8 protein-coding genes are annotated in these 12,803 nt (G+C 54.7%); 6 read left to right on the top strand and 2 right to left on the bottom strand.

What is annotated here, in order from left to right; all coding sequences use genetic code 11:
• Positions 1–56 precede the first annotated feature (56 nt).
• The gene (gene xylA, locus M0D42_RS01760) at positions 57–1,358 is read left to right on the top strand and encodes a xylose isomerase (protein WP_265019898.1); all 1,302 of its coding nucleotides are present in this window, start codon (positions 57–59) and stop codon (positions 1,356–1,358) included.
• An 89-nt stretch (positions 1,359–1,447) separates the two neighbouring features.
• Here xylA and M0D42_RS01755 read toward each other — a convergent pair whose 3' ends face one another.
• Positions 1,448–1,903: an Lrp/AsnC family transcriptional regulator gene (locus M0D42_RS01755; protein ID WP_330221193.1), complete on the bottom strand. Its 456-nt coding sequence runs from the start codon at positions 1,901–1,903 to the stop codon at positions 1,448–1,450.
• 251 nt (positions 1,904–2,154) lie between these two features.
• Here M0D42_RS01755 and M0D42_RS01750 point away from each other — a divergent pair, with 251 nt between their 5' ends.
• From M0D42_RS01750 to lpdA, 4 genes are read left to right on the top strand one after another with little or no spacing between them, the layout of a single operon-like run.
• Positions 2,155–3,390, top strand: a complete 1,236-nt coding sequence (locus M0D42_RS01750) for a 3-methyl-2-oxobutanoate dehydrogenase (2-methylpropanoyl-transferring) subunit alpha (protein ID WP_265019896.1) — start codon at positions 2,155–2,157, stop codon at positions 3,388–3,390.
• A 3-nt stretch (positions 3,391–3,393) separates the two neighbouring features.
• Positions 3,394–4,407: an alpha-ketoacid dehydrogenase subunit beta gene (locus M0D42_RS01745; protein WP_265019895.1), complete on the top strand. Its 1,014-nt coding sequence runs from the start codon at positions 3,394–3,396 to the stop codon at positions 4,405–4,407.
• A gap of 3 nt (positions 4,408–4,410) precedes the next feature.
• Complete coding sequence (locus M0D42_RS01740; RefSeq protein ID WP_265019894.1) at positions 4,411–5,679, top strand: dihydrolipoamide acetyltransferase family protein; 1,269 nt, start codon at positions 4,411–4,413, stop codon at positions 5,677–5,679.
• Positions 5,680–7,038, top strand: a complete 1,359-nt coding sequence (gene lpdA / locus M0D42_RS01735; RefSeq protein ID WP_265019893.1) for a dihydrolipoyl dehydrogenase — start codon at positions 5,680–5,682, stop codon at positions 7,036–7,038.
• A gap of 69 nt (positions 7,039–7,107) precedes the next feature.
• Here lpdA and M0D42_RS01730 read toward each other — a convergent pair whose 3' ends face one another.
• Positions 7,108–9,903 (bottom strand): bifunctional aconitate hydratase 2/2-methylisocitrate dehydratase, encoded by a 2,796-nt coding sequence (locus tag M0D42_RS01730; protein WP_265019892.1) that lies wholly within the window; start codon positions 9,901–9,903, stop codon positions 7,108–7,110.
• Positions 9,904–10,337: 434 nt separating this feature from the next.
• On the opposite strand from M0D42_RS01730, the gene M0D42_RS01725 reads away from it, so the two are divergent.
• Positions 10,338–12,785 (top strand): DUF6923 family protein, encoded by a 2,448-nt coding sequence (locus M0D42_RS01725; protein WP_265019891.1) that lies wholly within the window; start codon positions 10,338–10,340, stop codon positions 12,783–12,785.
• Positions 12,786–12,803 lie beyond the last annotated feature (18 nt).

The raw sequence follows: 12,803 nt of genomic DNA, 5'->3' as shown, positions 1-12,803 counted from the left end.
AACATCGCCACTGGCGGTGATCGGGAAAGCTAAAACCCGGCAGTCCGGAGACTTAAATGACGATGTTTGACTCCTTTGAAACCGTGACCTTTGAAGGCACGAACAGTGAAAATCCCCTCGCCTTCCATCACTATGACGCCAAGAAAGAGGTAATGGGTAAAACTCTTGAAGAGCATCTGCGTTTCGCCGTTGCCTATTGGCACACATTCGCTTGGGAAGGTGGCGATCCATTTGGCGGGTCTACCTTTCAGCGGGATTGGTATCCGCAGGACAATATGGAGAACGCTTACAAGAAAGCGGACGCGGCCTTTGATTTCTTCCGCGTTCTGGATGTACCCTACTTCTGTTGGCACGACCTAGACCTGCGCCCGGATCAGGGTAATTTCGCAGGCAATCTGTCTACGCTGGATCAGATCACCGATTACGTTGGCGAGAAGATGGCGCAGAGCAAGACAAAGCTTCTGTGGGGCACCGCCAATATGTTCAGCGACCGCCGCTGGATGTCAGGTGCATCCACCAATCCTGACCCAGATGTCTTTGCCTTTGCGGCAGCAACAGTCAAAAGCTGCATGGACGCGACCCATAAACTGGGTGGCGAGAATTACGTGCTTTGGGGTGGACGCGAGGGTTATGAAACGCTGCTCAACACCGATCTGAACCAGGAACTCGACCATATGGGGCGCTTTCTGAATATGGTTGTCGACTACAAACATAAGATTGGCTTCAAAGGCGCTATATTAGTGGAACCGAAACCCCAGGAGCCTTCCAAACACCAATATGACTATGATGCCGCGACCTGCATCGGCTTCCTGCGCAAATATGGCTTGGAAAATGAGGTCAAACTGAACCTAGAACAGGGGCACGCGATTTTAGCGGGTCACAGTTTCGAGCATGAGATCGCAACGGCTACTGCCGAAGGCATGCTGGGGTCCATCGATATGAACCGCAACGACTACCAATCGGGCTGGGACACGGATCAGTTCCCCAACAACACGCCTGAGGTTGCCCTCTGTTACTACCACATACTCAAGTCAGGCGGTTTCACCACAGGGGGCACCAACTTTGACGCTAAAGTGAGACGCCAGTCGCTGACTGCCGAAGACCTGATCGCGGCCCATGTCGGCGGCATGGACATCTGCGCACGCGGTTTTGAAGCAGCGGCAGCCATGTTGGAAGATGGCGGATTGGAAGAGGCGCTGTCAGAACGCTATGCAGGGTGGGACACCCCTGAGGCCAAGGAAATGCTTGGCAGCGATCTGGCAAGCATCACGGCTCGTGTTCTTTCAGAGGATATCCGCCCTGCTCCGCGCTCAGGCCGACAGGAGATCCTCGAAAACTACGTCAATCGTTTCGTCTGATACTTCCCCCCAACGAAGAAGCCACCGCAGCTGCCAAAGCTGCGGTGGCTTTTATATTTGGCTTAGAGAAATGGTAGCACTGGGCGTCTCTAGGGTACGCGGGTCCGGTTAATGAAACGGCGCAGTGCAAAGCGGGAGCGCACAACGCGCAATCCTGGCAGTCGCATTAATTTGGTCTGTAGGAAGGTTTCAAACTCTTCGAGACTTTCAACAGCCACCTCCAAGAGGAAATCCTGCGCACCTGTCATCAAAGTCCCGGTCACAACCTCTTCGAAATGCGCCACCTGGCGCTGAAACTCCGCGATCTTGTCGGTATCCTGTCGCTCAAGTTCGACAGATACGAAAGCGGTGATCCCAAACCCTGCTGCCTTTCGGTCGATCCGTGCAGAGTAGCCTGCAATCAGGCCACTTTCCTCCAATCGCGCCAACCGGCGTTTGCAAGGTGTCGCGGACAAACCAACACGGTCGGCGAGCTGAACCAACGACATTCGTCCATCTTCTTCCAGAGCGCGTATAATCTCTCTGTCGACTCGGTCTGTGGTGATACTCACTACAAATATCTCTCTTCTTAGTGAATTCCGCTAATATTAAAAAGATTACGGATGTATTTGAAATTTTTCAATTCATAAAAAGACAGTAAAATTGACCTACTGAGGAAAACTGCAGCACTTTCGGGTCGCAGACTGTCAGTTGGCCTTTGGGCCAAATGCAGGCTTTGATATTTGATGTCGCCCCTTGTGCTGCCGGTCGGTGAAACTCCGCTCCGACCACACCGTTATCGTCTTGAGGGGAACGAATGACACAGGAATACAAACCACTATCGCTGAATGTGCCGGAGCCGGGCTGCCGCCCCGGTGACACACCGGACTTCTCCGACTTCGAAATACCACGTGCGGGGGAGGTAACCCGACCGCCTGTGGATGTTGATCCAGATACCATCCGTGACATGGCGTTTTCTATTGTGCGCGTATTGAACAAAGAAGGCGAAGCCGTTGGTGACTGGGCTGGCGCACTCTCAGCTGACGAGCTGAGGCTTGGCTTGCGCCACATGATGACGCTGCGCACCTTTGATGCGCGCATGTTGAATGCCCAACGCCAAGGCAAGACCAGTTTCTATATGCAGCATCTTGGCGAGGAAGCCGTGAGTTGCGCCTTCGCGCGCGCATTGCAGCCGGGTGATATGAACTTCCCAACCTATCGTCAGGCGGGGCTTCTGTTGGCAAACGACTACCCGATGCTGACAATGATGAACCAGATCTACTCCAACGCAGACGATCCGCTGCACGGTCGCCAACTGCCGATCCGATATTCCTCCAAGGAACACGGGTTCTTCACCATTTCCGGAAACCTCGGCACACAATTTGTGCAATCCGTCGGCTGGGCCATGGCCTCTGCCATTGCCGGTGACACTAAAGTGGCTGCAGGCTGGATTGGCGATGGCTCCACCGCAGAAAGCGATTTCCACGCGGCTATGGTTTTTGCTTCGACCTACAAGGCGCCTGTCATCCTGAATATCGTGAACAACCAATGGGCCATTTCGACCTTCCAAGGAATTGCACGCGGTGGAGTTGGCACCTTTGCTGCTCGCGGACACGGCTTTGGCATCGCCTCAATTCGGGTTGACGGCAACGACTATCTCGCGGTGCACGCCGTAGCCAAATGGGCGGCTGAACGCGCGCGTCGGGGTTATGGCCCTACTCTGATCGAACACGTGACCTACCGCGCAGGCGGTCACTCAACCTCTGACGATCCATCTGCATACAGGTCGCGCCGCGAAGCTGCCGCCTGGCCACTTGGTGACCCGCTCGAACGCCTCAAGGCGCATCTCATTAAGATCGGTGAATGGTCCGAAGATCGCCACAAGCAGGCAGAGGCAGAGATTCTAGACGACGTGGTCTCGGTTCAGAAACAGGCAGAAGCCGTTGGTACATTAGGCGATGGTAAAGCGCCAAGCCCGCGCGACATGTTTGAAGGCGTTTATGAAACCATGCCGTCCCATCTGATCCGGCAGCGCCAGGAAGCGGGGTATTAAGCCATGGCAAAAATGACGATGATTGAAGCCATCCGCGACGCACATGATGTGGCGATGGAGGCCGACGACAAAGTGGTTGTATTTGGTGAAGACGTGGGGTTCTTCGGCGGGGTCTTCCGCTGCACAGCAGGCCTACAACAGAAATATGGCAAAAGCCGCTGCTTCGATGCGCCGATCAACGAAAGCGGCATTGTGGGCACAGCGATCGGCATGGCGGCCTACGGGTTGAAACCGCTCATCGAAATCCAGTTCGCGGACTATGTTTATCCAGCCTTTGACCAGATCGTCTCCGAGGCGGCGCGACTGCGGCATCGCTCCAACGGTGACTTCACCTGTCCAATAGTAATCCGTATGCCCACAGGCGGTGGTATATTTGGCGGCCAAACCCACAGCCAAAGTCCCGAAGCGATCTTTACTCATGTGTCAGGCCTGAAGGTTGTGATCCCGTCCAACCCGATTGACGCCAAAGGTCTGTTGCTCGCATCCATCGCGGACCCTGATCCCGTGATTTTTCTGGAACCAAAGCGGCTCTACAACGGCCCATTTGATGGCCATCACGAAAAACCGCTGACCTCCTGGAAGAAACATGACCTTGGCGACGTGCCAGATGGTGACGAGATCGTGCCCATTGGAAAAGCCAAGATCACTCGTGAAGGCTCCGACGTGACCGTGCTAACCTATGGCACAATGGTCTATGTGGCAGAAGCCGCGGCTGAAGAATCTGGCGTCGATGCAGAAGTGATCGACCTGCGCTCTCTGCTGCCAATTGATCTCGACACCATTACGGAGTCCGTCAAGAAAACCGGCCGCTGCGTGATCGTGCATGAAGCCACACGCACCTGTGGCTATGGCGCTGAGCTGATGAGCCTCGTGCAGGAAAGCTGTTTCTACCACCTCGAAGCGCCAATGATCCGCGTCACAGGATGGGACACGCCCTATCCGCACGCTCAAGAATGGGAATACTTCCCCGGCCCTGCCCGCGTTGGCGAGGCGTTGAAAAAAGTCATGGAGGATTAAGCCATGGGAATTCATGCAATCCGTTTGCCCGACATTGGGGAAGGCATCGCTGAAGCTGAACTGACAGAATGGAGCGTCAAACCCGGTGACATCGTGAAAGAAGACGATGTTCTGGCTGTTGTGATGACCGACAAGGCCGCGGTGGAAGTGCCGTCTTCGGTGGATGGAAAAGTGGTCGAGCTTGGCGGCGAGATCGGAGAGTTGATGGCGGTGGGCGCGGTCCTGATCCGCATTGAAGTGGAAGGTGAAGGCAATGAGGTTGAAGGTGCTGCTGAGGCCCCTGCCCCAGTTGCAGAGCCGGAACCCGCACCAAAGGCTGAACCAGCTATTTCCGCGCCGGTTGAGACTGCAAAACTGGCGCCAACGGCGCCTGCTGGAAAACCTGTGAACCGCGCGAAGGGCACAAAGCCATTGGCGTCGCCTTCTGTACGCGCCCGGGCGCGTGAAGAAGGCATCGATCTGCGCCAGGTACCGGGATCAGGTCCGGCGGGTCGCATCAGCCAGAACGATCTGGATCACTGGATCGCCTCGGGCGGCATTCAGCAAGGGGGTGTGACACGCTCAGCAAACACCGGCGTTGAGGAAATCCGCGTGATCGGCATGCGTCGCAAGATCGCGGAAAAGATGCAGCTCTCGAAACGCCAGATCCCACACATCACCATCGTCGAAGAGGTGGAGATGGAGGCGCTCGACAACCTGCGCACTGCGTTGAACGGCAAGCATAAGGGTGAACGTCCAAAGCTCACGATCCTGCCTTTCCTGATGCGCGCCATTGTCGAAGCGGTGCGCGAACAACCTGATCTGAACGCGCGGTATGACGATGAGGCTGGCGTGATCTACCGTCACGGTGGGGTGCATGTTGGCGTCGCCACGCAGACGCCAAATGGTCTGAACGTGCCGGTGATCCACCACGCCGAAGCAGGCAGCCTTTGGGACAATGCAGCAGAGCTGACCCGTTTGGCCGAAGCTGCGCGTGAAGGCTCGATCAAACGGGATGAGCTGCAGGGCGGCACCATCACAATCACATCGCTTGGTCCGCTTGGGGCATTGGCGACAACCCCGATCATCAACCACCCTGAGGTGGCGATTGTCGGTGTGAACAAAATGCAGGTGCGCCCGGTTTGGGACGGCCAGCAATTTCAACCGCGCAAGATGATGAACATCTCTTGCTCTTTCGACCACCGCGTCATCGACGGCTGGGACGCCGCCGTGTTTGTACAAAAACTGAAAACGCTGCTGGAAAACCCAGCCATGCTGTTCGTGGAGGGCTAAATGACCGATCTGAAATGCAAATTGCTGATTATCGGTGCGGGCCCGGGCGGCTATGTCTGCGCCATTCGAGCGGGTCAGTTGGGGATCGACACCATCGTTGTGGATGAAAGCAAACCGGGTGGCACATGCCTTAATGTGGGCTGTATCCCCTCCAAGGCGCTGATCCACGCGGCCGAAGAATTCCACCGCATTACGGCTGCGAACGATGGTCCCCTTGGTATCTCGGCTGCCCCTGCCACCATCGATTTGGGCAAAACCATCGACTGGAAAGACGGTATCGTCGCGCGTCTGAACTCTGGCGTAGCGGGTCTGATGAAGAAGGCAGGCGCTCGGTTTGTCGAGGGCTGTGCCCGGTTCTTGGACGGCAAAACAGTTGCCGTCACGCAGGACGGCAAAGACATTCAAATCCGGGCAGAGCACATTGTGATTGCATCGGGGTCGGCACCGGTGGAACTACCGTTCCTGCCATTTGGCGGCGATATTCTTTCCTCCACCGAAGCCCTGGCTCTGACCGAAGTGCCAAAAACTCTGGCGGTTGTTGGTGGCGGTTACATCGGGCTGGAACTCGGCACAGCTTTTGCCAAGCTCGGCAGCAAGGTCACCGTGGTTGAAGCAGAAGATCGCATTCTGCCAACTTACGACAAACCGCTCACAACACCTGTGAAGAAGCGGCTTGATGCGCTTGGCGTCACGGTCATGGCCGCAACCAAAGCAGAAGGCTTTGAAGGCGGTACATTGATGACCGATCAAGGTGCGGTTGCGGCCGAAAAAGTACTGGTCACAGTCGGCCGCCGTCCGCGCACCCAAGGCATTGGCGTCGAAGAACTGGCTCTGACATTGGACGGTCCTTTCATTCGCATCGACAAGACCTGCCAGACCTCTATGCGCGGCATCTACGCGATTGGCGATGTGACGGGTGAGCCGATGCTGGCTCACCGCGCTATGGCGCAGGGTGAGATGGTCGCAGAACATATCGCGGGCCATGCGGTGGAGTGGGACAAGCAGGCCATACCGGCGGTTTGCTTTACTGATCCTGAGATCGTCACCTGCGGCGCGCTGCCCGGAGAGATCGAAGGCACCAAATCCAGCGAATTCCCCTTCATGGCCAATGGCCGGGCGATGACCTGCGAACGTGAAGATGGTTTTATCCGCGTCGTCTGGCGTGAAAGCGATCACGCGGTGATGGGCATTCAAGCGGTTGGCGCGCAGATGTCGGAGCTTTCGGCGGCCTTCTCCCTCGCGATCGAGATGGGGGCCTGCCTAGAGGACATCGGGGCGACCATTCACGCGCATCCGACCCAGTCAGAGGGTCTGCAAGAGGCTTGCCTGAAAGCACTTGGGCACGTGCTGCACATCTAAATAAATAAGAATAAACGAAAAAAGCCCGCGACACTGTCGCGGCCTTTTCTATTTCTAAAGCACGTCTTCTTAGAAGTGTACGGACTTCGTATCAAACGGCTTCTGCACTGGAGGTGCAAATTTGGTCAGGTCGATGCCTTCAACAGCAACCTTGTACTCTTCCAGAGTTGGGGTTCGGCCCAGAATTGCCGCGAGAACAACAACTGGTGTGGACGCCAGCAGGGATTCGCCTTTTTTCTCAGGCAAGTCAGCCACAACACGACCCTGGAAGAGGCGTGTGGAGGTTGCCAGAACGGTGTCGCCTTTGGCTGCCTTTTCTTGGTTACCCATGCAGAGGTTACAGCCAGGACGTTCCAGATAGAGGATGTTGTCGTACTCGGTACGTGCAACCTGCTTTGGCGCTGCATCGTCGAACTCAAAGCCAGAGTACTTCTGCAGAACTTCCCAATCGCCCTCTTCCTTCAACTCATCGATGATGTTGTAGGTCGGAGCAGTGACCACGAGTGGTGCTTCAAACTCAACTTTGCCGTTGGCTGCTTCAAGGTTGCGCAGCATTTGTGCCACGATCTTGATGTCGCCTTTGTGAACCATGCAGGAGCCAACAAAGCCCAGATCCACTTTCTTCTCTGCCTTGTAGAAGGAGATCGGACGGATGGTGTCGTGGGTGTACCGCTTGGACACGTCCGCGTTGTTCACGTCTGGGTCAGCGATCATTGGTTCTACGATCTGGTCCAGATCAACCACAACCTCAGCGAAGTATTTCGCATCCGCATCTGGTGTCAGGGCTGGCACTTCACCGGATTTGATTTCCGAGATGCGCTTGTCAGCAATGGCAATCAGGGATGCCAGCGTGCCGTTTTCATGCTCCATGCCTTTGTCGATCATGATCTGGATGCGGCTCTTCGCCAGTTCCAGAGAGCCGATCAGGGTTTCATCGTTGGAGATACAGACAGAGGCTTTCGCCTTCATTTCTGCGGTCCAGTCAGTGAAGGTAAAGGCTTGGTCTGCCAGCAGAGTGCCAATGTGCACTTCGATCACGCGACCTTGGAAGACGTTTTCACCTGCATTTTGCTCAAGCATCTGCAGCTGTGTGGCGTGCACAACATCACGGAAGTCCATGTGGTCCGCCATCTGGCCCCTGAAGGTCACTTTCACAGACTCTGGGATCGGCATAGACGCCTCACCGGTTGCCAGTGCCAGCGCCACGGTACCGGAGTCAGCACCGAAGGCCACCCCTTTGGACATACGAGTGTGGCTGTCGCCACCGATGATGATCGCGCGGTCATCCACGGTGATGTCGTTCAGCACCTTGTGAATAACGTCGGTCATCGGGTGATAGACGCCTTTCGGGTCACGGCCAGTGACCAGACCGAAGTCGTTCATAAACTTCATCAGGCGCGGGGTGTTGGCTTGCGCTTTCAGGTCCCAAACAGAGGCTGTGTGACAGCCAGACTGGTAAGCACCATCAACGGCAGGAGACACAACAGTCGCCGCCATGGCTTCCAGTTCCTGCATGGTCATCAGGCCGGTGGTGTCTTGGGAACCAACGATGTCCACACGTACACGCACGTCAGAACCTGCGTGCAGTGCTTTGTCGGTTTTTACGCCCAGCGCGTTACGGTTGAAGATTTTCTCAACAGCAGTCAGACCCTGACCTTCGTTGTGAATTTCCTTGGACGGCGCGAAAGCAGACTTCAGCTCAACGCCCAGAGCTTCTGCTGCAAATGTCTGCAGTTTCTTACCGAAGACAATCGCGTAGGACCCACCAGCTTTGATGAACTCAAGCTTTTGCGGAGTGAAGGAGCTTTCCAGACCGACAAGTTCCTTGTCGCCGTCTTCGTTATAAAGCTTCTTCTCTTTTGTGTTGATCTTCAGAACCGTGCCAGTCTTAACGGAGTATTTCTCTTCCAGGACTGGATTGCCATCGTTGTTCAGAATCGGGTTGCCGTCTTCGTCGGTTTTCTTGACCCAGTTTTTCAGGTCGATGCCGATGCCGCCGGTCACACCTACGGTTGTCAGGAAGATCGGAGAGATGCCATTGGTGCCCGCAACGATTGGAGCGTAGTTCACAAATGGAACGTATTTGGAAGCCTGCTTACCCGTCCACAGCGCCACGTTGTTGATGCCGGACATACGGGAAGAGCCAACACCCATGGTGCCTTTTTCTGCCACCAGCATAACGCGAGCATCCGGATGTTTCAGTTTCAGCGCCTCAATTTCTTTTTGCGCTTGCTCTGACATCATGCATTTGCCGTGCAGCTCGCGGTCCGCACGTGAGTGCGCTTGGTTGCCCGGAGATAGCAAATCGGTCGAGATATCCCCTTCGCCCGCGACATAAGTCACGATTTTGATCTCTTCTTCGACCTTCGGCAGCTTGGTGAAGAACTCCGCTTTCGCGTAGCTTTCCAAAACGTCTTTCGCGATGGCGCTGCCAGCGTCCAATGCCTCTTTCAGGCGTGCCATATCAGCATCGTACAGATAGACTTGGGTCTTCAAAACTTCCGCTGCCTCTTTGGCAATCGCGTCGTTGTCGCCGAGAGCCAGATCCAGAAGGACGTCGATAGAAGGACCGCCCTTCATGTGGGACAGCAGCTCAAACGCGTAAGTCGGTGTGATTTCTTCCACACCGGCGTTGCCCAAAATGATGTCCTTCAGGAAAGCCGCTTTCACACCTGCTGCACCCGTGGTTCCTGGCAGTGTGTTATAGATAAAGAAGTTCAGAGACGCTTCGCGATGTTCGTTGCCAGTGTCTTTGATCTGCTCAATGATCTCAGCAGTCAGCGCGCCGTCATCGATCGGCTTTGGGCTCAGGCCTTCGCCTTTGCGCGTTTCAATCTCGGAGAGGTAATCAGTGTACAAGCTCATGACGATCCCGGGGTATCAGTTTCCAAAACGCTTGAACTCAGGGTCGCAGAATGCTTTTGCGCGCTGGGACAAGCTAGCTGTATGCGGTGGTATACCAAACATTATTGGCATGCAAGTCGAATCCAAGAACCATATTGGTGAACCTTGGAAGTAGCGCTTTATAACGCCTTTCTAGCTGGAAGCGAATAAATCAGCATCCGAAGTCTGAGTGAATATCGCAAATGGGCTTTGCGGGAGAGGTGAAACCTGAAAACCAGCTTCACTTCGTTTAGCCAAACCGAGAAGAAAGAGACAGGCTCTTGCGGGAACCTGCACGTGCACTGGAGGTAAGTAAACATTAACCAGAAGCACTGATTTCTGCATATCATATCAGAGCATTAACTCCTTCTGGATATGGCTTTTATCTCAGTCATCGTTGCCATGAGGAGCCCGCTATGCCGCAGTCCAAAAACCCTGATGTCAGTCAATTCATCGGTTCAAAAGAAGACGATCAAATTGTTGACGGTTATCAAAATGACGACGGCAAAACGCTGCAAGAGCAACTTGACGCGGTCGACAAGGCCAATGGTCACGCCGGGGATGACACGATCAGCACAGGGGAAGGCAACGATCTCGCGGCCGGTGACATGGTCGGCGATGAATGGAGCTTTGTGGATGGCAAATGGATCTATGACCCTGAAGCCGTGGTTATCAGCGATCTAGGTTCGGTCCGTTCCTTTGACGATGAAATACGCACCGGAAAAGGCGACGACGTACTTCTGGGGAATGGCGGACACGACACGTTATACTCTGGGGGTGGGGATGACACGATCAACGCCGGAACAGGCAGCGATAAGGCCTTTGCGGGCAGCGGCGACGATCTGGTTAATCTGGAAGAGGGCAACGATTTTGCGGAAGGCGGTCTTGGCAACGATACCGTGAATGCAGGCGACGGCGACGACGTAGTCTATGGAGATTTGCAAAGCGGTAACATCCTGAATGGCTCTGAGGGTATGACGTCATTCAAGCAATATGAGGAGAGCGGTGCTTGGACCATGACCGATGTGGATGGTCAATCTATTATTTCCCAGTCCGCAAACACTAAACCGGGCGAAACCTACACCATCTCATTTGAACTGGCTGCAAACCTCTCTGCAGGACATTCGAGCGCCAAGGTCGAAGTTCTTTGGAACGGCGAAGTTGTGGATGTCGTCGAAGCCTCTTCCGGTATCTATGAAACCTTCGAAGTTGACGTCCAAAGCACTGGTAATGAAGGATCGCTCAGCTTCCGCACCATTGAAACGGCTCCGGGCGGGCAAGAGTACGACTTTAGCGGCCCGGTGGTTTCTTACGAGAAGGGTATCGAACTTGCGGGAGAAAACGTCACGGTTGATGCGTTCGCTCCGGGCCAAGCCACGCTATATCAAGTCATAGATGGGCAGCTCAAAAGCTTTGATACCACGACAAAGGAATACGTGGATGTGGGCCCCTCTCCGGGTTTCAAGATCAACGCAGTTGGCTTCAATGTCGAAGATGATCTGATTTATGGAATCGCGAAATCAAATGGCGTGGATGCGCTTGGCAATGCCGTAAAGTCCACTGACATCGTCATGATTGACGCCTCAGGTGCAGCCTATCGTGTCGGCGATGGGTTTTACGGCGACTACGTTGGCGACTTTGACGACAACGGCAACCTATGGACGTTTCAATCCAGCCTAAATCGCATCAGTGTGGTTGATGTTGATAATCGAGATGCCAATGGCGACCCACAGATCACGCATTTCGATCTTGAAAATGATCTCTTTAAAGATCGCACGTATGACATCGCCTACAACTCTGAAGACGGCAATTTTTACGCTGTTATTTCGCCGGCTAAGAACGGTGCGGCAGGTAAAGTCGTTAAGATTGATCTGAGTGAAGTCGAAAATGGTGGGGCCCCCAAATTTGATGAAGTGCCAATCACAGGCACGCTTTATGGCGACACAATGCAAAGCGGTATGGCGAAGGGGGCCTATGGCGCCGTGTTCTTGGACGGTGATGGCAACCTTTATTATGGGCTGAACCGGGGTGATCACGATCTTGAAGCGTCAACCGATAGCCAAGGGGCTATTTTCAAAGTGAATGTCGACTGGGACAGCGGTCAGGCCTATTCCGAATTCATGGCAGAGGCGCAATCCACAGGATCAAACGATGGCACAGTAGACCCGCGATCCGCAGACTCCTTCGCTGAAGTCGACGCAGAGGCCCCTGTTCTTTTGCGCAATCCGGAACTCGCGCCCGAAGTCGGAGGCAATGATGACCTGCGCGGCGGTGCAGGCGACGATGAAATGTATGGCAACGCCGGTGATGACACGCTGCATGGCGGCTCTGGGCAGGATACCCTCTCTGGAGACGAAGGACGCGACATCATCAATGCTGGAACCGGAAATGACGTCGCCCACGGCGGAGAAGGTGAAGACAAAATCCAGGGTGAGGCCGGAAACGATATGCTTTCTGGCGGCGATGGGCGAGATTACCTGGCAGGGGGCACAGGCAACGATGTGCTCCTGGGCGGAGCGGGTGGAGATAAATTGGTTGGCGGCACAGGATCAGACACCATCGAAGGTGGCACAGGCAATGATCATATGTGGGGCGGCCAATGGCGTGGAGACAATGACGCCGATACTTTCATTGTCGCAGGTGGCAACGGGTCGGATATGATCCACGATTTTGAAGTGGATCACGACCAAATTGACCTATCGGCCTATGGTGTCGAGTTCAGCGATCTTCAGGGCGTTATGAAAGACAAAGGCTGGGCCACTGAAATTGATCTGAGTGCGCTCAGCGGCGGGGTGACGGGCGATAAACTGATCCTCAAATCAGTTGATGTCGATGATCTCGACGAAAGCAACTTCATTCTCTAACGCCGGTTTGGTCTGACT

This window comes from Cognatishimia activa, from assembly GCF_026016445.1.
GTDB classification, from domain to species: Bacteria; Pseudomonadota; Alphaproteobacteria; order Rhodobacterales; family Rhodobacteraceae; genus Cognatishimia; species Cognatishimia activa_B.
Note: the sequence above shows the minus strand (reverse complement) of the source record. Positions and strands in the feature narration are given on the sequence as shown.